26 protein-coding genes are annotated in these 21,014 nt (G+C 34.9%); 1 reads left to right on the top strand and 25 read right to left on the bottom strand.

Translation table 11 applies throughout. The annotated features are described in order from the left end of the window. Position 1: 1 nt before the first annotated feature. The 4 genes from TRESU_RS03400 to TRESU_RS03385 form a co-directional block, all read right to left on the bottom strand. Positions 2-1,480 carry a hypothetical protein gene (locus TRESU_RS03400; protein ID WP_215904939.1) on the bottom strand — a complete coding sequence of 493 codons (1,479 nt, stop codon included), beginning with the start codon at positions 1,478-1,480 and terminating at the stop codon, positions 2-4. Beyond that, positions 1,392-2,459: a DNA adenine methylase gene (locus tag TRESU_RS03395; RefSeq protein ID WP_013700917.1), complete on the bottom strand. Its 1,068-nt coding sequence runs from the start codon at positions 2,457-2,459 to the stop codon at positions 1,392-1,394. The genes TRESU_RS03400 and TRESU_RS03395 overlap by 89 nt, the downstream gene beginning before the upstream one ends. A 1-nt stretch (position 2,460) precedes the next feature. Beyond that, the gene (locus TRESU_RS03390; protein ID WP_013700916.1) at positions 2,461-3,369 is read right to left on the bottom strand and encodes a DNA adenine methylase; all 909 of its coding nucleotides are present in this window, start codon (positions 3,367-3,369) and stop codon (positions 2,461-2,463) included. 88 nt (positions 3,370-3,457) lie between these two features. Further along, positions 3,458-3,679: a helix-turn-helix domain-containing protein gene (locus TRESU_RS03385; RefSeq protein WP_013700915.1), complete on the bottom strand. Its 222-nt coding sequence runs from the start codon at positions 3,677-3,679 to the stop codon at positions 3,458-3,460. A gap of 359 nt (positions 3,680-4,038) precedes the next feature. On the opposite strand from TRESU_RS03385, the gene TRESU_RS03380 reads away from it, so the two are divergent. Next, entirely contained in the window at positions 4,039-4,413 is a 375-nt protein-coding gene (locus TRESU_RS03380) for an HU family DNA-binding protein (RefSeq protein WP_013700914.1), read from the top strand. Positions 4,414-4,918: 505 nt separating this feature from the next. On the opposite strand, the gene TRESU_RS03375 is transcribed toward TRESU_RS03380, so the two are convergent. The 21 genes from TRESU_RS03375 to TRESU_RS03285 all read right to left on the bottom strand — a co-directional run bounded on the left by TRESU_RS03375 (position 4,919) and on the right by TRESU_RS03285 (position 20,997). Beyond that, positions 4,919-5,296: a type II toxin-antitoxin system VapC family toxin gene (locus TRESU_RS03375; RefSeq protein ID WP_013700913.1), complete on the bottom strand. Its 378-nt coding sequence runs from the start codon at positions 5,294-5,296 to the stop codon at positions 4,919-4,921. Further along, positions 5,293-5,520, bottom strand: a complete 228-nt coding sequence (locus TRESU_RS03370; RefSeq protein ID WP_013700912.1) for a DUF2281 domain-containing protein — start codon at positions 5,518-5,520, stop codon at positions 5,293-5,295. Before TRESU_RS03370 ends, TRESU_RS03375 begins: the two co-directional genes overlap by 4 nt. Before the next feature lie 76 nt (positions 5,521-5,596). Continuing rightward, positions 5,597-5,857: a DUF2752 domain-containing protein gene (locus TRESU_RS14605; RefSeq protein ID WP_013700911.1), complete on the bottom strand. Its 261-nt coding sequence runs from the start codon at positions 5,855-5,857 to the stop codon at positions 5,597-5,599. 64 nt (positions 5,858-5,921) lie between these two features. Beyond that, positions 5,922-6,257, bottom strand: a complete 336-nt coding sequence (locus TRESU_RS03365; RefSeq protein ID WP_013700910.1) for a TM2 domain-containing protein — start codon at positions 6,255-6,257, stop codon at positions 5,922-5,924. Between the two features lie 172 nt (positions 6,258-6,429). Further along, on the bottom strand, positions 6,430-7,551 hold the full coding sequence (locus TRESU_RS03360; RefSeq protein ID WP_013700909.1) for an SH3 domain-containing protein: 1,122 nt from the start codon (positions 7,549-7,551) through the stop codon (positions 6,430-6,432). Positions 7,552-7,739: 188 nt separating this feature from the next. Continuing rightward, positions 7,740-8,558, bottom strand: a complete 819-nt coding sequence (locus TRESU_RS03355; protein WP_013700908.1) for a hypothetical protein — start codon at positions 8,556-8,558, stop codon at positions 7,740-7,742. A gap of 21 nt (positions 8,559-8,579) precedes the next feature. Beyond that, positions 8,580-8,822: a DUF7683 domain-containing protein gene (locus TRESU_RS03350; protein WP_013700907.1), complete on the bottom strand. Its 243-nt coding sequence runs from the start codon at positions 8,820-8,822 to the stop codon at positions 8,580-8,582. 86 nt (positions 8,823-8,908) lie between these two features. After that, entirely contained in the window at positions 8,909-9,058 is a 150-nt protein-coding gene (locus TRESU_RS15080; protein ID WP_169309733.1) for a hypothetical protein, read from the bottom strand. Between the two features lie 6 nt (positions 9,059-9,064). Then, positions 9,065-9,484, bottom strand: a complete 420-nt coding sequence (locus tag TRESU_RS03345; RefSeq protein ID WP_013700906.1) for a hypothetical protein — start codon at positions 9,482-9,484, stop codon at positions 9,065-9,067. 468 nt (positions 9,485-9,952) lie between these two features. Continuing rightward, a complete protein-coding gene (locus TRESU_RS03340; RefSeq protein WP_013700905.1) occupies positions 9,953-10,756 on the bottom strand; it encodes an Lcl C-terminal domain-containing protein in 804 nt (267 codons plus the stop codon). 111 nt (positions 10,757-10,867) lie between these two features. After that, positions 10,868-11,080 carry a BrnA antitoxin family protein gene (locus tag TRESU_RS03335; protein ID WP_013700904.1) on the bottom strand — a complete coding sequence of 71 codons (213 nt, stop codon included), beginning with the start codon at positions 11,078-11,080 and terminating at the stop codon, positions 10,868-10,870. Between the two features lies 1 nt (position 11,081). Further along, positions 11,082-11,369 (bottom strand): BrnT family toxin, encoded by a 288-nt coding sequence (locus TRESU_RS03330; RefSeq protein WP_013700903.1) that lies wholly within the window; start codon positions 11,367-11,369, stop codon positions 11,082-11,084. 70 nt (positions 11,370-11,439) lie between these two features. Continuing rightward, on the bottom strand, positions 11,440-11,952 hold the full coding sequence (locus tag TRESU_RS03325) for an NUDIX hydrolase (protein WP_013700902.1): 513 nt from the start codon (positions 11,950-11,952) through the stop codon (positions 11,440-11,442). A gap of 197 nt (positions 11,953-12,149) precedes the next feature. Continuing rightward, a complete protein-coding gene (locus TRESU_RS03320) occupies positions 12,150-12,791 on the bottom strand; it encodes a hypothetical protein (protein WP_013700901.1) in 642 nt (213 codons plus the stop codon). Between the two features lie 104 nt (positions 12,792-12,895). Then, positions 12,896-13,693 (bottom strand): hypothetical protein, encoded by a 798-nt coding sequence (locus tag TRESU_RS03315; protein WP_013700900.1) that lies wholly within the window; start codon positions 13,691-13,693, stop codon positions 12,896-12,898. A gap of 103 nt (positions 13,694-13,796) precedes the next feature. Beyond that, positions 13,797-14,507 carry a DUF6998 domain-containing protein gene (locus tag TRESU_RS15295; RefSeq protein WP_013700899.1) on the bottom strand — a complete coding sequence of 237 codons (711 nt, stop codon included), beginning with the start codon at positions 14,505-14,507 and terminating at the stop codon, positions 13,797-13,799. A gap of 106 nt (positions 14,508-14,613) precedes the next feature. Then, positions 14,614-15,405: a hypothetical protein gene (locus tag TRESU_RS03305; protein WP_013700898.1), complete on the bottom strand. Its 792-nt coding sequence runs from the start codon at positions 15,403-15,405 to the stop codon at positions 14,614-14,616. Positions 15,406-15,585: 180 nt separating this feature from the next. Beyond that, positions 15,586-16,818, bottom strand: a complete 1,233-nt coding sequence (locus TRESU_RS03300; RefSeq protein WP_013700897.1) for an integron integrase — start codon at positions 16,816-16,818, stop codon at positions 15,586-15,588. Positions 16,819-17,213: 395 nt separating this feature from the next. Then, positions 17,214-17,744: a hypothetical protein gene (locus tag TRESU_RS14070; RefSeq protein ID WP_013700896.1), complete on the bottom strand. Its 531-nt coding sequence runs from the start codon at positions 17,742-17,744 to the stop codon at positions 17,214-17,216. 374 nt (positions 17,745-18,118) lie between these two features. Continuing rightward, entirely contained in the window at positions 18,119-18,904 is a 786-nt protein-coding gene (locus TRESU_RS03290; RefSeq protein ID WP_013700895.1) for an IS110 family transposase, read from the bottom strand. 95 nt (positions 18,905-18,999) lie between these two features. Beyond that, on the bottom strand, positions 19,000-20,997 hold the full coding sequence (locus tag TRESU_RS03285; protein WP_013700894.1) for a DEAD/DEAH box helicase: 1,998 nt from the start codon (positions 20,995-20,997) through the stop codon (positions 19,000-19,002). Positions 20,998-21,014: the final 17 nt, after the last annotated feature.

The raw sequence follows: 21,014 nt of genomic DNA, 5'->3' as shown, positions 1-21,014 counted from the left end.
TTTAATTCCAATAGTCTAACAGATTTGAAATTGCTCGTTTGAATAGTTTAGGAGCTTTTATACCAAGAACAAGTTTTCCGTTTTCATTGAGCAAAAATCCTACTTCAATTTCGGCGATTTGTTCATTTTTACTGCCATAAAGTACTACAGTACGAACAATCTTAAATTCAGGGTAGTAGACTTTTAAATATCTCTCATCAAATGTGTCATAATTGTTCAGTTCGTCGATGCCGTTCTGCTTGAACTCATATTTCTTACCCTCAATTGTGATAACTTCTGTTTCTGAAATGTCGAGCAAAACTAAATCAGGAATATAGATTATCTGATTTTTATCTCCGGCTTTATATGCATCTCTATCGGCATATTTCTCAAGAGCTAAGTGCTGTCCATCTTTTGTTACGAAATATCCTTTTTCACATCCTGCATGGTTTTCAAAAATTGAATAACTTTCTGTAAAATTTTCTACAACCAAGTGAATGAATATTGTTCCAAGTTTTTCACCTTTTGTTTCGTAATGCCAGTAATCTTCTGGCAAGGTTGCTTTTGGGAGTGTTAATCCTTCCAATTCTATTCCAAGAACATTTGCAATCTGAACAAATTTGTTTGTTTTTCCAACATGCCTTTGTTCAAGACCATGCATAATGATTTCAATTTTTCCCTTAAACCCAAGTTTCCTAATGACTGCAGAAATAATACTCAAGGCTCCAATATTCGGGTCATGGGAAAGTCCGCCGCTTTTAAACAAACGACCTGAAACTTGAATCCAGTCCTCATCTGCAATGTTTATTGCGATTGGGATATTCCCTGCAGGAGCAGGTCGCATATTTGCTTTTGCGATTCTTAACTCTTCTATCGATGTAAAAGGTTTAAAAATATTAGGATCAAGTTTCTTTCCGAGGATTTCTACACCTAAGGTCAAAAGTAAACGAGTTCCAAAAATGTATGTTTCTGTCGGTTTCTCTTTTTGTCCCACTTGTAAAGCATAAAGCATTACCAATTTTGTTTTTGGATAATAATTCTGAATGAAAACAAACTTTGAACAACGCTGATAAACACCTGTATTACGGCTTTCCTTATCATCAGTTTTTGTTTCCTCAATCGCATAAAGTGGAGTATCTTTTACGGTTGGTAAATTGTCCTGATAAAAAACGAGGAAATCTGTAAAACTTGAACTTCCCGAAACAGTTTTAATGTAAATTCTATCAACTTTCGCACATTTGAAGCCAATAACCTCATAAGTAAAAGAGAATGTTTTGTCTTTGTATAAAAGAGGAATAATACGGATAGAATCTCCAAAGAATCCACAGTTTTGGTCTTTGGCGAAGTATTCAAAAATCATTTTCAATACTTCTTTCTTAGGTCTTTCTTCTGTCAAAATCCACAAATTCATTTTATGCCTCTCTTTTAAGTATATATAATTGTTCGAAAACTGTTTTTTTTGTACGAGCAAGACCGTTATTATTACTTTTAAATCTTGCATACTCAAACTGTTCAAGTTTTACAGTTCCATATTGTTTTAATGTATCTAAAATTTTTTCAGACGGCATTATTCCTTCTGAATTGTAACTTAAAACAAGAAAATTGTACTTCGCTTCTTTTGCAATTTTATTCAAATCTTCTAAAGCTGTTGTAGGATTACAGAATCTAGATTTTTGAGATGAATAATCCCTCATTCCAGTAACACCACGCAATTTTGGTTCGTCGTATTTCGCAATTGTTTCTAAAATATGATAATTCGGAGCATATTGTCTTTCATTATAGGGTGGGTCAAGATACAAAATGTCTACATTTATTTTGTCAAGAAGGTTCATGCTGTCGTCATTATAGACTTTATTTTCTTTTCCATTATCCACAAATTGAATCGTTCTCAATTCCAATGGTCTTAAAGCTCTAAAATCCCAATGTTTATGGAATGCTGCATAAACACCTGCAATATTTGAATAAAAACCAATTGTTTCTATTAGAGAAGTAAGTAAAACGTAGTATTCTGATTCCGAAATTAAATTATCGTTTTTCCAGTTTTCAATTTGTTGACGAATTGCATCTATCTTTTTCCCATTTTCGTCAATAAAATACATTCTTGGCTGTTGCAGTTCTTTGGTTCCTGCTGGTGTATAATTTTGAAATATGAAACCTTCAACACCATCAAGTGAATTTAGATAATTTGAAACAGTCTCAAGTGGCGTTGAAAACAAATTCTTATTATTTGGTTCTGGAAGTATCTTTAGTAATTTTTCAAACTTTGGCTCAGAGTTATTTTCAATGTATGCTTTTTGTAAACAATAGGAAAGGTAGAGAATATCGGAAGACGAAACCTGATAATTTTTGGATTTAAAAAAACGACCTACATTTGTAGTTCCTGCAAAGAAATCAAAAAATGTTTTACCAGATACATTATTTGCTTGGAGAATTGTATAAATGTTTTCCAAAATGTTTTCTTTATTTCCAATGTACCGCATTTTAAGCCAACTTTAGAGCAAAATTTTCTTGAACTATCGTTTGAGGATTGTAATTCGTTATTAAAACCTCAACAGTAGAATTCTTATTCCTGTCAATTGTATGATAATTTGAATTTGAATAATCTTTTGAAAGATATGAAACAAAATATTTCTTCTCTGCAACCCAACTTTTCAAAATCAGATTCTCTTTACCTTTATGCACAAGAACATTTGACAGTGCAAAATAAACATTATTCTTGTTTATCTCATCAAGAATCTGTAAGAGTTTTCTTTCTTGCTCTTCGCCCCAGCCGGTAAAACCTCGCTTGCCGTCATTGTAAGTACCTGTTGTTATCAAATATGGTGGATCACAATATACAAAGTCGTTATTGGAAAGATTTGAAAAATCAAAAACATCAAAATTTAAGGAGGTAAACTCAACATTTCTAGATTCCAACTCTTTTAAGAAACTTAACAAATTGTTTTTCATGTGTTCGTTGAAGCAACTCCTGTCTTTTCCAAAAGGATTGTTGAATTCGTGAGAATTATTGAATCTTATCTGGTGATTGAATGAGTATGCCGTTAAGACAAACAAGTCCAAGGGATTTTTTTCAGAATTATAGAGTTTTCTAAGTTCAAGATAACCTTCTTTGTTTGTTAAAGAAAGATTAAACTGTTTTATACGAGTTTCTATGTGATTTAAAATTTCGTCTACAGATAATGAATTGAAACTCTTATACAAATCTACTAAAAAGGTAAGATTATCATTAAAAACAGTTTTTTTTGCTGGAACATTTATTCCTACATTACAGCCACCACAAAACAAATCAACAAAAGTTCCTATATTCTCTGGAAACAGAGGTAAAATTTGTGGAAGTATCTTATATTTCCCGCCTATATAATTCATAGGCGAAGCAATGATTCCATTCATACTGCTCGCTCCTTAGCAAAGATAATTAAATTTTAAAAGAAACCTTTTCAAACATTTTACAGTATACATAATGCCAAATAATGACACTCTATTTATTATCTTTTGTTTCTTTTATATTTAGTTCCATGATATCTCCAATCTCACAATCAAGTGCAAGGCATATTTTACGAAGGCTTTCCATTGACACGTCTTCACCTCTTCCCATCTTGGCTACAATATTGCTAGTAATGTTCGCCTTTTGAATTAAATCACTTTTATTCATGTCTCGGTCAATTAAGATTTTCCAAAGTTTTTTATAACTTGCACTCATTAGATGTATTATATCATATTTTAACAGAAAACACAATAAAAACTCACGATAACAAGAGAAAAACAAATTATTTTTTTTTCTTTTCCAGACATGCAAAATTCTCACTGAGAATTTTTAAAAAGGCAGTGAGAATTTTAAAAAACTCAGAGACTTTTTGGGTAAAACTCACTGAGAATTTTACGGTAAAATCCTTAAAATTTTCGGAAAAAGACTTGCCGACTGCCACATGAATTTATTATTTTTAAATCGTATCTTTCGGCCGAAGATATGGGCTCCGTTGGAGTTCCCAGAGAAAAAATCGCTAGCGGAGGTGCTTATACGGTACTTCAAAAGTAGTTTAATCATGGAGGGTACATTATATGATGTATTCTGTAACAAAGAGACAGAACCCGCTCAACAGAGAGGCGGATTCTAAGTATTATGCGTCGGCTGAGTACGGCGAGGAAATCGATGTCAATGCATTGGCAAAGGAAATTTCCAAGTCCTGCACGCTGACCCCGGCAGATATTGTAGCTGTTATCGAGAGTTTCTTGGATAAGATGCCGCAATACCTGAAAAGTTCCAACCGCATCAGACTGAACAAGTTTGGAATATTTAAGCTTTCATTCAGTTCTGTAGGGCATGAAAAGGCAGAGGACGTAAGTTCGAATGATATTAAGAACCTGCGTGTTCTCTTTACCCCAAGTGCCGAGCTTAAGAAAGAGCTGTCTGATGTGAGCTACACAAGGAAGTAAGTACAGCTTCTTGAGGTAGCGTAAAAAAACTTGTACTCAAATATCAGTTCCGCAGTGACTTGAAACTGCGACATAAAATTAATTCATTATTAATTCACGGCTGCTAATCTTGGTTGCAACAGATGCAAGCCTAAACTACGAATCCAATCCCCTTCGACTGCAAAGCCAGCTCCGACAGGGGATTTTTTAATTTCTATGTTCAATTCATTTTGAGAGCAAGCTTGACTTGCTCTCAAAATATTCCTTTTTCCTTTATTTCTCGTTTACAAGGAATTATTCTTTTAGCCCGTAAAGGGCGTACAGTGGATTTTTACCTTTACAAAAGAATTTTTATACTTTAAAACCCAGCGGGCCAATGGCCCGTCCGCCTAACTAGCGTTTTAAACCGTAAAAACGGTTTTGCCGTAGGCAAAATTGGCGCAAAAGTTGCGGTAGCGCAAAGCCACGAATAGCAACTTTTGTGACAAAGTTTTTATCGGTTTTGAAAACCATGTTAGGCGATTATCTACCAAATTGTCTTTACATCATACAATGGAATTTTTGAGTCTTTTGTAATAATTGTAAAACTATTTTCTTTTGCCATGGCAATCAACAGTCTGTCAAATGGATCTCGATGAACATCAGGCAACGTTTTTATCAATTCCAATGAGGTTCCTGATACAGCAAGCTCCTCGAATTCTTCCTCCCTGCAGGCTTCGATAATTTCAGAAATTGACTGTTTATATTCAAGAAGTTTCCTAGTCTGCTTTATGGCAATTTCCCATAGTGAAACTTTACTGTAATAGCAATACTCATTTGTGATCAGTTCTTTTGCTGTTGAGGAAAGATTATTATCGTCATATAAATACCACAGCAGTGCATGTGTGTCTAAAAGATATTTCACATATACTCCTTAAAATCTTCTAAAGGCTCATCAAAATCTGGAGACATATAGAAATTCGGATCTTTTAAAATTCCAGGGTGACGATTTGGAAACTTTCTTTTGGAAGGTTCGTTTTGTTTTTTGTATAGAATTTTATATTCCAGCAATTCAAGGTAATTATATACTTCACCCAGATATTCGTCTGGAATTTTTTTCAATTTTTCCTGTACTTCAGTCAAAGGCATATGTTCCTCCTTGCAACCAAATTTTCCCTTTATTATATCATAGAATTTATTTTTTTTTCGACTTGAAAGTGTGTTTTTATGGAATTACCCCAAGCCTCAGTCTATAAAAATAATACGGTATGTTTATTAATAAAATTACAACACTTATAATCTGGAGCTTTTTTATTTTTACTTTTGTGCCAATAATCATCAAAACTGTCGCTATGCATAATGGAACTGCCATCAAATTGTAGTGAAAATACCCCTGTAAATCTCCTTTTAACAAGGAAATCAAAGCTCTTGTTACTCCACAAGTAGGGCATGGACAATTAAAAATCTCTCTAATAATGCAGGTCATATATTAATTTGAAAAAAATTAAAGGAAACTTTCGTGCTTGAAACAAAAGTTTCCTTATCTCGGATTACAGAATCTTCATCAATTCATTGTAGTTGTAGTCCTTTACTTTCTTTGTAATGCCAATCAAATCGATGAGCCATAGAATACCGCATAAGCCGGCTGTAAGAAGTTTCAAAATTCCCATACCTGTTTCCCCCAGCATAAAACGGTCAACTCCAAGTTCTCCAAGGAAAATACTTACAAGAAGCATAGTTGTCGGGTCTTTCAGTTCAACAGAGCTGATTGTGGCATATCGTGAGTCATCTGCCTGTGCCATTTTTTCACGAATAAGAACAGCCTTTTCTGAAGGTAGTTTCTTTCCATTTGCTACAAAAAACATGTCAATTTTGTTTGCGTCCATAAAAATCCTCCTACGATTTTTACTTTTTTGTCATTCAACGAATGACTTTAGAGAAAAATGTTGGAGGACTTTCTTATTAACAATAAGCGGGCCAGTGGCCCGTCCGCCTAACAACTGGTTGTACCGCAGCGGGCTTGACCCGCTGTCGGCTACGAACCTTTGTTATGTGATTTTACTCTAAATAACCACCGTAACACCAGCCAACAGTACCGGCCTTAATCGGGTTCCCATCGCGGTCTTTCGCACCTTTTTGAACTTCAACTTTTACCCAGTTGCTGCTTATTCCATCGATTGTCTCGGATTTGCCTAGTTCAAGGATTTTTACCTTAGCGCCAGCTTGCATTACTGTAAGAACCTGTGTAGATGTTGCTTCGCCGGAACGGAGCTTCAGGTTTTCTTTGACGGTCATTGTTTTTTTTTGTGCAACGTTGGTAGAAGGAGTTGCTTTTGCAGTTTGAACTGCAGTTGTTTTTTTACTTCCGTCGTAGTCGCATGAACCGTCAGCGTGGCGAGGCCAGGTAACGCGGGAAAGGTCGCAGGTGTTATTTTTTATACAATTTTTGATAAAAAAATACATAGAATCATCACAAGCACATAGTTTGATAATTTCTTTATCATCAAGTTTCATTGTCATATAATCTCCATCAATAATAAAACTTAATAAAGAATTATCATTTGCATTTAACAAAGAAACAAATTCGGGATGATTTGTATAAGAATCAACACTTTTTATTTTTGCTATGTATCCGGTATCAGTTCGTTTTAATGTTGAAAAAATAACATATGAAGATTCTAAATGACCTATCATCGGGATAAACAAATTTGTATTTGATAAAATGATATTTGTTATATTATAAGCATCTATCCAGTTTGTTTCCCAGGAATCAATAGCCACCCACTTTTTCCAAAACGGTTCATAATCCAATAAAGACTGTTGTATTTGTTTTGATTTTAAAATAGAAAAATAATATGAAGGAATCCATTTTTTTTCTAATAACTCCGAATCAAACGTATCATTATTTAAAATATTGACATCAGAAGAATAAAATGTTAATTTTTGCTCTTGATATAGACCTGATATTTTTATAATGTTTGTATCTTCATCTGGTCTATATGAACTAACCTCGGAATCCTTATCCAAATATATTATAGAACCCTTAGGTAAATCCACATCAGGTTGGAAACCTCTCGGATTATAATTATGAGTATCTTTATTAATATAATATGATTGTGAAAAAAGGAATTGTGAAAAAAGTAATAATATTCCCATTCCCAAAATAATATTTTTTTTCAATTTTTTTCTCCTCAAGCGCCCCAGTGCGGGCGTCCACATAACTAGCGTTTTAAACCGCAAAAACGGTTCTGCCAACGGCAGAATTGGCGCAAAAGTTGCGGTGGCGTAAAGCCACGAAAAGCAACTTTTGTGACAAAGTTTTTATCGGTTTTGAAAACCATGTTATGTGATTTTTTTGAACATTTACTTCAATACCATACTTCATAAATAATAATGTTTATAATTATTACTAGCAGATACAATGTCAAAAGCAGCTTATTGATAATCTTTCCTATTTTGTTTTTATACTTTGCAATTAATTCAAATATCAAGCCGACTATTGCCAATGGAATTGAAATTATCGCAGCTTCTAAAAGAAAATAGAAAACCATCACAATTTGTGCTTTTTTGTATGAAATGCCAGTACTTGATATTTCCATGTCTACAAAATGGTTGTTAAAGATTATAAAAACTGAGTAACATAAAATCAAAATGTTTACTAAAGCAATCACTGACGAAACTGTTATTTTTTTATATTCAACTTCTTTATAATTTTTCTTTTCAAATTTGCAAATTCTCTTGTATTCAAAATAATATCCAACCCAAAGTAAAATAATACTTATCAGGTCAACAAACAGTTGATTTTGAGAATATTTAATTATATAGATAATTTCAAAAAGCCAAGAGCTTGACGGGAACATAGAAAAATACACAGGATTTATTTTTTTTAATAAATAAGAAAATCCCGTTATAAAATCAAAAGCCCAATATATTGTAAAAAGCATCTTTGCTCTTTCAGTATTCTTGAATTCATAAAATGTCAAAACAACTAATATACTAAGCGGAATCAACTCCAACCATCCAAATGTTTGTACATTTTCATGATTTATCAGAAGTCTACATAAGTTTTCTATAAAAACTAAAACAAAGATGATTTTTGATATATTCTTTTTAATTTTTTCAATGTTCAATTTTTTTTCCCAATGTTTATTTATTTTGTCAAAAAGCGCCCCAGTGCGGGCGTCCACATAACCTTTGTTATGTGTTTTTTATTTTACTTCTGAACATGATAAGAAATAACTATATTTATCAAATTCAAAATCAATATCTATTAACTTTTTATAAAATTCAACATCGTCTTTTTTTATTTCATATTCATAATATAGTAACGGGTCGGTATTTAATTCTTCTTTATATTTTTTCTTTAAAAGACTAAAATTAGGTGTAATAACAATTTCCTTTATTAACAATTCAGTTTTATTGTCAAAAATTGTTATTGAACGTTCTAACATTCATACTTCCTTTTCATTAAAAAATCAGGCTTGACCTGATTTTTTTGTTTACCAATATAACCGTTTCTTCGTTCCAAGATTAAAGTTCAATTCTTTTTTTCAGCAAGCTTGACTTGCTTTCTGAAAGTTTCCTTTTTTACTTTTATAATTTTTCCTCCTGCAAAACATGAGGAAAGAACGAGAAGAGACTGTATTGCGATGATTGTGAATCCGATTTGCTTGGCAAGCGATTTCATTTTCTGCTACTCTACGACTGTACCGACATCAACGCTGTTGTTGAAGTTCTCAAAAATGAAAACACCGTCTTTGTAAGAAATATAAACGTCAAACTGGTTGTTTACGTCCTCTTGCCACATATCGAAGACAAAATGAGTATCGTCTTCCATATAAACTCCGCCCACGTCATATTTTAGCCCTGATTCATTTTTTTCGGTGTAATCGAGGACGGTTTTCAAAATCGCGAGGAACTTTTTGGCAAACAAAAGGATTTTCGGCTTGAGCTTCTCAAAACGCACTTCGTCGCCGACATCTTGAATGTCGATTAAATCACCGTCGCAAACATGCGGTTTTGTGATTCTGCAAAAAAACGTACCATCTTCGTATTTTTGGAGCGTCAAATCTTCGATTTTGTCAAAAAAATCATTTTCAGAATAACTATGCATTATTTTCTCCTTTTGCGTAAAATATTTCTCTTAATTTACCTTTTTTTTTGTTTTTTTGCCGTTTTGGTGCGAAAATGACCTTTAAACAAATGTTTACACCTCATTTTCTCTCCATCGACTTCTTTCTGTCTTAAATCTAAGTCATATTCATCAAATGAGATATTCTCAAAATTTTCTAGACTATAATTCATTTACTTTTTCCTTAAACGCGACCCAGTGCGGGCGTCCACATAACTACGCACTTAAAGCGTGCCGTGCTTGACACGGCATCGGCTTTGAAGTGCATGTTAGGCTGAAATATTTCTTACAGATTTTATATTTCTTTCTATATTTATGAAACTAAAATCCATATATTTTTTAGAAGCAACGCTCCTGTTTTGCAAATCCCAAGCGACGAAAGTCGCGTACAACCGCTTCTTCGCTCCGCTACTGTTTTATAACGGCTTCTTTGCCCTAGCACTAAAATACCTAAAACCGACTTTTGTCCGCGGACACAGTATGGAAGGCACGGATTGCACAAGCACAGTCGTTGCCGTAATATTTGGAACTCATGCCAAAGCCCCCATCAGAGAATACGAGGGAGAGAGCGAAGTAGTCCAAGGAGGCAGCCTGTGTTGACGACCAGTAGCAACCGTCCTCCAAATCAAACGGCATCCCCCCGCACGAGGCAAGCGCCGCGTTCACGGTCTCACGGCTCTTCCAGATTTGGAACAACTCCGCACTGCTCGGAAGATACCAGCCACTTCCAAACTTCGTGCCGAACACATTGCTTTCTTCCACCTCCTCTGCGTAGTTCTTGGCGAAGTAGAACGCAGGGTAATGGCTTTTATACGCCGTATCGTTTTCTATGCCGTTTTCTGAAAGATACGCGCCCATTTGCTCAAGATTGTCGCTTCCGTCCTTGTCACCCGAAAATGTAGACATGCCCTTGCTTCCGCTTTCTTCGCACTGAATCGTGGCAATATTCACGCTGTATGCACTCGCGTCCTCCGTGCACCACAAAAGGTGTTTCTGTGCCAGGCCCACGCCGAGGATGCGTTTCTCACCGTTGTTGGAGCACTCCGTTCCCACATAAAAGATGACCGCTACAGCAGACATCTTCTGCTCGTCCGTGAGCCTAAGCCCCTCGTGCCATGCCGTCGCCGAGCCGTCATCAAACACGATGTCGCCCACGCTGTCGGGGCGGCTCTTCTCGCCGTAGGACTGTGCCGCCGACGTTCCCACAAGCACGGCCGCAGCCAGTATGCCGATGATGATTGTCTTTGCTTTCATTTTTCGCTCCTTATACCACAAAAAAAGCGGCTCAGTGAGCCGTCAGCCTAACAACTGGTTGTACCGCAGCGGGCTTGACCCGCTGTCGGCTACGAACCTTTGTTATGTGATTTACTTACTAAACGCAACTTCCAGATATTTCTTTTCTTTTACACAATCCAACAGATAATAATTGATTATATTCTGATAAGGCATACCAGTTTCTTCTGCCATATTCTTAAAATATTCAATTACCTGGTCGTCAAGGCGAATTGTTATCTGTTTTTTGAGTCTATCTGCATAAGGATTTTTTATTCCGTTTGAAAAATCGTAGTGGTCTCTCATATTATCTTCCTCCATATTGTGCGGCTTCAAGCGTATCTGCTTTTCGTGCCGAAATGATACGAATTCTGTCATTTTCTCTGTAACAATGACAGACAACCAACATATGTAACTCGGAACTAAGTCCAAGCATGATAAATCTGTCTTCATCCATACTTGAATGGTCTGGATCCGCAATTAAGATTGCATTTTCATCATAAAAAACACTTTTTGCTTCCTCAAAAGTTACTTTGTGTTTCGTATAATTCAATTCAGCTTTTACGGGATCCCATTCAAAGATTATTTTATTCATAATTATATTATAATTATACCATGCTGATTTTGTCAAATAAAAAGGCGGGCTTGACCCGCCGTACTAAAAATCAGACTTGACCTGATTTTTCATCTTTTAAGATTTTTTTTAGTTCGTTTAATGCAAAAAATTCTCTTCTGTACAACCCATAATCTGCAATGTTGGTTTTATGAAAAGTCTCATAGTTTCCAAATATTTCTATAGCCTTATCTAATGGAATCCAAACTGTCTTATACCCAGCCTGTTTTTCATTTTCTGTAAGATGGAATGTACCTGTATCTTCAATGATTTCACAAACAAAATAATGATTAATATGTCTCCAATCTAAGAATAACTCTTCAATTTCTAGATAACAAGGATTTGTTTTTACAATCATCCCAGTTTCTTCTAAAAGTTCCCTTTGACAACATTGTTCAAGAGTTTCATTTTCTTCTTGTCCACCACCCGGAATAATGTACTTGTCTTCATTTGATTCATAACACAACAAAACATTTCCATTATTTATTATAATCCCGCGACAAGCATGCCGAAGATTGTTTACATAGCCTTTGTAATCATCATTTTTTAATTGAATTGTTTTCATTTCGTTTCCTAACAGCGCCCCAGTGCGAGCGTCCACATAACAACGGGTTGTACCGCAGCGGGCTCGACCCGCTGTCGGCTACGAACCTTTGTTATGTGTTGTTTTTTATAGACTTACTTTTTATCGGTTTTGAAAACATCGTTATATGTTTTATACATCAATGATTATATATTCAGAGCTTCATCTATTGTATCTTTTTAATCATCTTCATTTCCATAATAATCAGTAAATTCTTTTACCTTTTTCTTTAATTCTTCATATGGCTCTTGCAAAACAGAATCTTCCATATCGCAGTAAAGGTTTTCAGTGTTAGCTCTAACGGAAATAGAAACTGTGTCTGAAATTTGCATTACATATGTTTCATCGTGAAATTTATCTTCTGCAGGTTCAAATTTTTTTTCTGGATATTGCTGAGTGATATATGTTCTTAATTTTTCCGAAGCTATATAACCGTTTCTCAGCGAAGGATTGCTTTTTATATGCCATCGAAGGCTTATGTTAGTACACTTATCATTAAAAAAGAATATTTGTGATTGAAAATTAATACCACAAATACTTTTTAAGTAATAAATAGATTCTTTATAAAGCATATCGCCAAGCAATCCCGCACTTTTATTTCTAAGTGCATCAGCAATCTCTTCAGGATTTTCTAAGTCTATATCCAACATTGGGGCGGCAGGATAGGTTTTATATTTTATCTTGTTTTGCGAAAGAATCTTTTCCACATTTTTCATGTCGCTTCCAAAAGTAATATCCTTGAATATATTAAAATTGGAACAGGAAATAAATACCGTCGAAACCAAAATCAAATTTGCAATAAAAATAAATCTTTTCTTCATTCTTTCTCCAAAAGCGCCCCAGTGCGGGCGTCCACCTAACAATGGGTTGTACCGCAGGCAGCTTGACTGCCTGTCGGCTACGAACCTGTGTTATGTGTTATTCTCTATATTACACTATTTACACTTTGAATTATAGTTGATATAAGCGAAGAATATAAATTATTAGATACAATTTTATATTCATTTAAAATATTTTCATCTTCTATCCATATATCATTCCAAGAGCCCATTCCACCGAATACCCAAGCACTTTGACATGCATCAAGCAGGTATTCAATTTTTTTATAACAATTTGGAACTAAATCTTTATGATAGCCGAATAATTCTTTTCCATTAGAATTTAACGTTGTCATTGCATTTTTAAAACAATTTGCAAAAGCAGAATCATTCTTTTTTATTGTAAAATTATAGATTTCTTCTAAAGCTGAATAAAAATTATTTATATAATTATCATCATCTTCATTACATAAATATTGATTCCCGGTTTTTATATAGTTTACACCCCATATTTTTTTATTTGGATTATTCTGATCAATAACATCCCAAAAGGCTGTCCATACGGAAGTGTCTTTTTCATTTTTAGATACTAAATTCCACTTTCCACCGCCACCAATAAATCCAGCACTCATTCTCTCTTCAAGACCATCATTTTTATTAATACTTTCATAATATAAATTAAACTGAGTATATAAAGCTCCAAGTTTATCAAAAAAGTTATTTGGATTTTCATAAATTATCTTTTTTTCCGTTTTTCCTAAAAGACTTTTTCTAATTAATGAGAATTCTATTTTCTTACAAAATTGTGCTGTTGAATTACTAAAAAAATCAGGGATTATTTCATTTTGTTGAAATGCATTTCCATACAAACATAAAGCAATATTTAGAACTATTGGACCATTCATTTTTTTTCTTTCTCCAAAAGCGCCCCAGTGCGGGCGTCCACATAACTACGCACTTAAACGGCGGCAAGCTTGACTTGCCGTCCGCTTTGAAGTGCATGTTATGCTAATTTTTTACAAGTTCTTTAATCTGTAAATCAAAACAATGGAACGGACCTTCTCCATAATAAACCCATCCTTTTCTATCATAATATTTCCCCTCCAAAGCTTCTTTATCTAAATTACAGTAATCTAACTGTTTACTATATTTTTCCATAATAGAATCAGTAAGTATAGAGATATCTATTTCTTTCAAATATTTATTGTTTTTTCTTTCTCCAATTGTATACATTGATGAACCAATAGAATCTTCGCTCATTTTATTATTTTTTTCTTCAATTTTATCAAAAACATCAACACTATCATTTAATTTTTTCAGAGATGAAACACTAATTTGAAAAGAAGAAGTTTTTGTCTTTTGTCGACTTTTTACTAATTCCCAAATATAAGAACCTTTTCCATTGTAAATTTCCTCAAAGGACCCATCAGAATTAATTTTTATCCCAATGTAATAATCAGGAACTTCACTTTTATTGCAAGGAAAACTTAGTTTATCTTTAAATGTTGCCTTTATTTGAACTTTTCTATTATACGAATCATAGCCATCGTATGTTTTTTCTAAAGTAGAATATAAATGAACATCATAATTTTCTTGAACTAAGATTTCGCCAATATCGCCAACTAAACGACCATCTAAAGTAAATTCTTTATTTGGAAAATTCTTCCTTAAATCATTAACTATTTCGAATAGTTTCAAAATATTTTCTGTTAAAGTCATAAATAATTCCTCCACTTTAGATCACGCCAGTGGCGTGTAAGCATAACAACTGGTTGTACCGCAGGCAGCTTGACTGCCTGTCGGCTACGAACCTTTGTTATGCTATTTAATATCTTGTAACATATAAATTTACAGGAACAGAACTTATATTTCCACTTGCATTTTGATATAACTGTGTCCCTCTTAAAATATCATATTTACTTTTATTATTTTTAGACCAAAATATTTTATATGTCTGGTCATCAGTTTTTTCCCATGTTCCACTTACAATTAATAATTCATTACTTTGAAAATTTAAATATCGCTTATAGCAATTTCCAGATGGAGTAAATATAAACCACTCGGAATAGCTGTTTTGAGCAGTTTTTCCAAAACCCATAAATGGAATATCATTTGTATACGCTGATAAATCTCTATAACAAATATGAGTTTTTGCGATTTCATTTGTACAGTCGAATCCACTATTTACAACCAAGACATCTTTATCGAGAAGTAAAATATTTTCTGTTTTTTCGGAACCACTTATACTTCCATCCCAGCGATATTCAAATTTTGATAAATCTGTTTTTAAAAACGTTATATTACCAACTTTGGATGAGCCTAAACTACTAAAAGTAGAGTTCTTATTATAATGAAATCTATAGTATATTTTTGAGTTTGTAAAAGAAAAATATTGAGTGTCATTGCTAACATCAGGAACATACCAATTAATATTATATAATGAACCATTCATAATATAGGCAGTTCCAATATTATCTTCTTCATTTTCTTTTTTTGCATCATCGGAAATATCAGTTGAAGTTTTATCTCCAACTAGATTTCCATTTTCTGTTTCATTTTGACAAGAATTAAATAACGCAAGCAGAAGTACAAAAATCAATATCAAATTTCTTTTCATTTTTTTACTCCTCCTCACCAGCCCAGTGGGCTGTGAGCATAACAAAATTTCTCCGTATCAGTTGTAAGAAGTTTACACTGCAAAAAGTGTCAGTGTAAAATCTTACATCATTTTACTTATTCCTTAATATACAACACTTTCACGAATGTGTACAGATTTTTACACGGATACTGGTAAGTTTTACATTTTATCCAGAGGACTTATTACACCACCGGCTCCGCGATTTAGGACATGGGTATAAATCATTGTGGTACTCACATCGCTGTGACCAAGAAGCTCCTGGATTGTCCTTATATCGTATCCGTTTTCCAGCAAGTGAGTTGCAAAAGAATGACGAAAGGTGTGGCAACTTGCGTTTTTATTGATGCCAGCTTCCAAAATGGCTTGTTTTACGGCACGCTGCATAAGTGATTCATCTAAATGCCATCTGCCTTCCTCACCTGTCTGGGGATTTTTCCATCTATTTTTTTGTGGAAAAAGCCATTGCCATTTAAATTCCTTGCTTCCGCCCTGATACTTATCAGAAAGAGCCTGGGGAAGTTTTACGGAGCCAAAACCAGCCTTTAAATCTTCTTCGTGAATTTTTCGTAAATTTTCTATATGAGATTTTAATTCGCAAATGAGCGTTCGGGGAATCATTACATGGCGGTCTTTGTCGCCTTTTCCGTGACGAACAATTATTTCATTTCTGTCAAAATCTAAATCTAAGATTCTAAGCGACAAAGCCTCATTTAGTCTCAGTCCGGTTCCATAAAGAAGCTTTGCTATAAGTTTTTTTGTTCCTGTCAGATTTCCAATGATTTTAGAAACTTCCTGCCGGCTAAAGACAACAGGAATTCTTGTTTTTTTCTTTGCATGGACAACATTCGTTAATTTTTCCATAGGCTCATTTTTTACAAATCTATAATAGAAAAGAAGCGCTGCGAGAGCCTGATTCTGCGTTGATGCACTGACATTCTTTTTTAGTGCCAGAAACTTTAAATATTCATTTATTTCTTTCTGTGCAGACTGATTATTACAATTGCTTTCCGATGCACTATTTTGAGTAAGAAAAAGTTGAACCCATTTTTTATAGCGGTCAATTGTACATTTTGAATAATGACGAACCTTCAACACTTCTTCAAGTTTTTTTGTTTCATTTTGAACATAATCATTAATTAATTCGTCGTTTGTATTTCTCGGATAATTCTGATTTTCATTAACATCCTCATAAGTGAAAAGCCCCGTTAAGTAGAGATTCTGTAAGAGCGAATCGATACATTCCTGACTATCCGGTATAATCCAGATTCTTTGTGAGGGTTCGTACCTGCGGTTGGGAAGCCTTCGTACAGCATTTAATACAGGTTCTGTAAAACCAGACAGAAACGATAGAGAAATCTCAGATTTGCCATATGGCTGTATTAATACTTGCATATCTCTAAAAATAATGCAAAAACTTGGTTTTAACAAATTAAAAAAAACAGCAGGCCGGTATTTTCAGGAAGGGGACGAAGTGATTCGGGGATTGCAGTACATAAACAACCATCTTCGAAACCAGTTTTAGGACATTTTCTGATTTTCAGAATCTGATTCCTGTTAACATAGCAAAAGGGTTCTACGGCAGATCATTGACCTGGAGCGGGCCTCGGCCTATGTACGAATATCATAGTGGTCACTACCGGACAAGAGCGGACACTGTTCTTTTCCTGTTTTTTACATATTGACTTTTGGCTCACCATATCAACTGGTTGTACCGCAGGCAGCTTGACTGCCTGTCGGCTACGAACCTTTGTTATGTGTTTTACTTATTTAAAGTAAGACTTTATTGGTTAATCATTAAAATTTTTTATTACTTTATATTTTATATAAGAATTGGTTGCTTCCAGAATTTCCATTTCACAATTCATATAACCAATTTTTTTTGTTTCTGACAAATCGTATGATACTTCAGTAGAAAAAGCTGGTTTTATAAAATCTCCGTTAAATTCTCTATATGCGAGTTTGATTGTCTGACCAGATTTTCCTAGATAAATCAATGTTTGTTGGAAATTATCTGCAGAAACAGAATATACATCTCTAAGTTCAAAATTAGTAACTGTATCACTGAAGTTTTTTACTTTCATACTTCCGCCATACATTTCATATTTAAGTTCATTAGTGTTTTTGTAATAAACTAAAATATAATCTGTAATCCCGAAAGTATTTCCTGTTATATGATTTCCATTTGGATAATTCTCAAAAACAATTTTTTCGTTATTTTCTTGAGTCGGCATATAATCTCCGACTTTTACAAAGCCATTTAGCTGTTCTTTATTTATACGAACTCCTACTGCTACACTAGATTTTCCTTGTGTAATCATATTCATTCCTAAATTTGCAGTTACAATTTGTCCTTTTTCAGGAATGGAAATATTTTGATATTTTATTCTTGGATCTCCTGATATGTTGTGCCATTTGTCAATGACAAAACAAACTTTAATATAAAAAAAGAAAAGGCTTTAGAAATCAAGATTTTCGGCACTAGACCATCCTGATATTCGTGGATTTAGGTTGAAACTTTGTTTCCACCATTACCGACAGGTCAATGATCCGCCAAAAGTTCTTTCTGTCTATTAAGCGGGAGTTCGCAGTAATTTCTTACTGTTTAGCCCATAGGATAAACGAAGATAACTCAAATCTGCCCCGTTTCCGCCACCTTTTCTTTATTTCAAAAACTTAAAATATGAATAATGAACTAAGCTGTTTTTCCGTTCATCATTCCCCAGACAAAACATGCAAGCTCTCTTGCTCCAGCCGCTGAAGATACGTTGTAATTTTTTCCACGTTCTTCAAGATGCCTCATCTTCGTTCTGATTCGTTTTGTTGCCTTATCCGCATACGCCACAATTTCAGGACTTGCATTCTTTTGTCTTTCAAGAATCCTCTTTGATTTTTGTCCGTAAGGATTCGTCCGTTTTATTGCCTTCGCCGACTCGCAAAACAGCGCTCTGATTCTGCAGTTTCCTGCCTTGGTGAGCGGAAGCATATTCTTAGTCTTTCCGCTGGAATCTTCTCCAGGACAAAGACCAAGATAACTTACGAACTGAGCTGCCGTCGCAAATCTTGTAAAATCATGGATTTCCACGACTGTTTCCACAGCTGTAGTTATATCAATACCTGAGAAACACACAAGCTTATCAACCTTATCCTTTATGATTTCTAGCTCTGCAATTTCTCTGATTTTCATATCCATCAATTCAATTTTTGCTTTCAGACTGTAAACTTCCGCAAGATACTCATTGAAAGCCTCCTGCATCCATTTTTCTGAGAACTGAACGGTCTTTATCCATTTGAAGAATTTTTCAGTGTGCTTTTTCTTTATTGCCTCCAGGTATTTTATTACAGCTTTCGTTGTTGCCTTGATTGTCATTTCATCAGAAAGTTCATTCTTGTGAAAATCAAAGCTGCAAAGTGAATAGGTGTCCTTGTGAACATCAATCCCAATATACAAAATCTTTTCGTTTTGTGTTATAATTTTCATGTAGTGTCTCCACTTTGTATGAGGTAATGCCCATACTGTTAATTTTATCATTAACATTTTGACGCTAAATCCACGTTTTTACAAACTGGTTGGCACTACATATTGTCTATCGTGCTTTTCTCTCCGTTTTTCAGGACTGTAATCTGCCATTGCGATTTGTCCAGAACTGGAAGATAGAAAATGTGATTCGTTTTTCTTGAACATTCAAGATAGCAGCTTATCAATGCGTTCACTTTTTTTGCGTATTCAGCTTCGTCGATGTTCAGCTGGGCGGATTTGTTCACGCTTTTTACTTCAAAAATATGAATCCGACCTTTTTTGTCTTTCATCACAAAATCCGGGTAAGATGAGTGAATGTTTCCGTCAAGATAATATTCGAATTTTATTTCCGAATTGAACGGAAAATTCTTTCCCCAAAGAAATTTGTTGCCGAACAGTTCGCTTGTTGTCTGCTGAATTGAAGCGGAGCGTATGTCTTTCAAGAGTTCCGCCCATTTTCTTTCGGCTTCGCTGTCAAATGAAAAATCGCTTTCATTGTCTTTTCTGCGCCAAACCCAGTCGTTCAAAGTCAGTGTTCTTTCGCTTTCGTTGTAGCAGCTGAAAGACGGAAAACTGACATTGCCGCAGGCGTACATGCTTTTTGAATAGTCCGAAATATATTCGCTGCGTTTTGTTTTTATCGAGCTTAGGTTTTCTGCAAAAATTCTCCAGTCAGAATAATTTTTTGCATATTCATAGCACATTGCCTGAATGTCGCCGTCGCATTTCTGCAAATCCTGATACATATCAAAAATGCTTTTGTGCGTGATTTTGTCGTCTTTTAAGTTTTTGACATATTCTTCAAAGTCTAAGTTTTTCGCCTCATTTATTGGCTTCAGTTTGGTCGGCGTGATTCTGATTTCGTTTTCAATGTTGTATCCGCTGTAAAGATTCACGTTCCGGGCGGCGTTTTCAGTTTTCGGCATTATTCCCCAAATCCAGGAAGTGCAGGCAAGTTTCCGCGCTTCTTTTGAGAGCGTTTCAAAATCAAGAAGATGAGGGTTTCTGCGCACGCGTCCCATAACCTGCTCGTCAAGCTGCTTGCTTTTTGAGTCGCGGATTTGATAAAGCATGCACGCGCGCGGAATGTCCCAGCCTTCAGAAATCACCATTTTGAAAATAATCACGGAAATTGAGGAAGTTTTTTCTTTCATGTAGTCTTTCCATTTTGAAACAGAAAGTTTTTTCAAGCCCGAATCGTTTGTGTCGCACTCCTTTTCTTTTCCTGAAATGTAAACCCATTTTAAATTCTGGAACTTTTCTTTTTGAAGCGTTGGAAAAATATTTTTCTCAAGTTCCTCTTCCGCCTTGTCCTTGTTTGAAATCTGGACTATAAAGCACGGATTTACCGAAAGCAGGTTTGTGTATTCGCCCTTTACTTTTTCAAACTTGTCAAGCGCGTTTTCCAGAGTATCGGTCTCGCTTCCTTGCTCCACGGTTTTTATGAGCTTTGCGTTTTCGGCTTCCTCGTTTGTGATTTCAACATCTGGAGTCTGGCTTCGGCTTAGCTTTGGCGTCGCGGAAAAATTTATCACTACGGAAAAACAGTCTTTAAGCTCGTCCAGGTTGCTTGTGGCGATGTGGCACTCGTCTTTTATCACAAAAATCCGCTTTTTTTGAGGCGAAGAAAAACTGCCTTTTATTGACAGAAGAAAATTCTTGAAGATTCCTGTGTCCTTTAGCTTTGACTTGTCCTTGTACAAATCGCGCGGAAGAACATAGACGTTGTAGTCCAGAGGAATGAAAATATTTCCCTCGCCGCTGGAGTCAGAATTTATCAGGAACGGATTCAGGCGGCTGAAAGTTCCGTTTTCCGACAATGCTTTGAACGATTTATAATTCTGCTCGGCAAGGCTGCTTTTTGAAAGCGTTGAGACAAGAAAAATCACGTCCGGGTTCGCGCAGATTATGCGGTTCATAAAGTCCGCCATCATATAAGTTTTGCCGCTTCCCGTAGGAGATTTGAACGTGTATTCGCTTTTTTCTTTTTGTCCGACAACATTCACAAGTTTTGAGACCGCCGAATTCTGTAAGTCCTTTGCTTCCTGTAACATATTTTATTTTCCCATGG

The organism is Treponema succinifaciens DSM 2489 (assembly GCF_000195275.1).
In the GTDB taxonomy this organism is placed as follows: domain Bacteria; phylum Spirochaetota; class Spirochaetia; order Treponematales; family Treponemataceae; genus Treponema_D; species Treponema_D succinifaciens.
This window is presented reverse-complemented; position numbering and strand designations above follow the sequence as displayed.

What these genes read in the sequence shown, in the direction of transcription:
- TRESU_RS03390 (WP_013700916.1), bottom strand. Translation starts at nt 3,369, where the DNA reads ATGAATGGAATCATTGCTTCGCCTATGAATTATATAGGCGGGAAATAT.
- TRESU_RS03395 (WP_013700917.1), bottom strand. Translation starts at nt 2,459, where the DNA reads ATGCGGTACATTGGAAATAAAGAAAACATTTTGGAAAACATTTATACA.
- TRESU_RS03315 (WP_013700900.1), bottom strand. Translation starts at nt 13,693, where the DNA reads ATGAATGGTCCAATAGTTCTAAATATTGCTTTATGTTTGTATGGAAAT.
- TRESU_RS03365 (WP_013700910.1), bottom strand. Translation starts at nt 6,257, where the DNA reads ATGGACGCAAACAAAATTGACATGTTTTTTGTAGCAAATGGAAAGAAA.
- TRESU_RS03285 (WP_013700894.1), bottom strand. Translation starts at nt 20,997, where the DNA reads ATGTTACAGGAAGCAAAGGACTTACAGAATTCGGCGGTCTCAAAACTT.
- TRESU_RS03290 (WP_013700895.1), bottom strand. Translation starts at nt 18,904, where the DNA reads ATGAAAATTATAACACAAAACGAAAAGATTTTGTATATTGGGATTGAT.
- TRESU_RS03385 (WP_013700915.1), bottom strand. Translation starts at nt 3,679, where the DNA reads ATGAGTGCAAGTTATAAAAAACTTTGGAAAATCTTAATTGACCGAGAC.
- TRESU_RS15080 (WP_169309733.1), bottom strand. Translation starts at nt 9,058, where the DNA reads ATGAAATCGCTTGCCAAGCAAATCGGATTCACAATCATCGCAATACAG.
- TRESU_RS14070 (WP_013700896.1), bottom strand. Translation starts at nt 17,744, where the DNA reads ATGATTACACAAGGAAAATCTAGTGTAGCAGTAGGAGTTCGTATAAAT.
- TRESU_RS03350 (WP_013700907.1), bottom strand. Translation starts at nt 8,822, where the DNA reads ATGTTAGAACGTTCAATAACAATTTTTGACAATAAAACTGAATTGTTA.
- TRESU_RS03370 (WP_013700912.1), bottom strand. Translation starts at nt 5,520, where the DNA reads ATGCCTTTGACTGAAGTACAGGAAAAATTGAAAAAAATTCCAGACGAA.
- TRESU_RS03300 (WP_013700897.1), bottom strand. Translation starts at nt 16,818, where the DNA reads ATGCAAGTATTAATACAGCCATATGGCAAATCTGAGATTTCTCTATCG.
- TRESU_RS03320 (WP_013700901.1), bottom strand. Translation starts at nt 12,791, where the DNA reads ATGAAGAAAAGATTTATTTTTATTGCAAATTTGATTTTGGTTTCGACG.
- TRESU_RS03340 (WP_013700905.1), bottom strand. Translation starts at nt 10,756, where the DNA reads ATGAAAGCAAAGACAATCATCATCGGCATACTGGCTGCGGCCGTGCTT.
- TRESU_RS14605 (WP_013700911.1), bottom strand. Translation starts at nt 5,857, where the DNA reads ATGACCTGCATTATTAGAGAGATTTTTAATTGTCCATGCCCTACTTGT.
- TRESU_RS03400 (WP_215904939.1), bottom strand. Translation starts at nt 1,480, where the DNA reads ATGCAAGATTTAAAAGTAATAATAACGGTCTTGCTCGTACAAAAAAAA.
- TRESU_RS03325 (WP_013700902.1), bottom strand. Translation starts at nt 11,952, where the DNA reads ATGAAAACAATTCAATTAAAAAATGATGATTACAAAGGCTATGTAAAC.
- TRESU_RS03305 (WP_013700898.1), bottom strand. Translation starts at nt 15,405, where the DNA reads ATGAAAAGAAATTTGATATTGATTTTTGTACTTCTGCTTGCGTTATTT.
- TRESU_RS15295 (WP_013700899.1), bottom strand. Translation starts at nt 14,507, where the DNA reads ATGACTTTAACAGAAAATATTTTGAAACTATTCGAAATAGTTAATGAT.
- TRESU_RS03330 (WP_013700903.1), bottom strand. Translation starts at nt 11,369, where the DNA reads ATGAATAAAATAATCTTTGAATGGGATCCCGTAAAAGCTGAATTGAAT.
- TRESU_RS03380 (WP_013700914.1), top strand. Translation starts at nt 4,039, where the DNA reads ATGATGTATTCTGTAACAAAGAGACAGAACCCGCTCAACAGAGAGGCG.
- TRESU_RS03345 (WP_013700906.1), bottom strand. Translation starts at nt 9,484, where the DNA reads ATGCATAGTTATTCTGAAAATGATTTTTTTGACAAAATCGAAGATTTG.
- TRESU_RS03335 (WP_013700904.1), bottom strand. Translation starts at nt 11,080, where the DNA reads ATGAGAGACCACTACGATTTTTCAAACGGAATAAAAAATCCTTATGCA.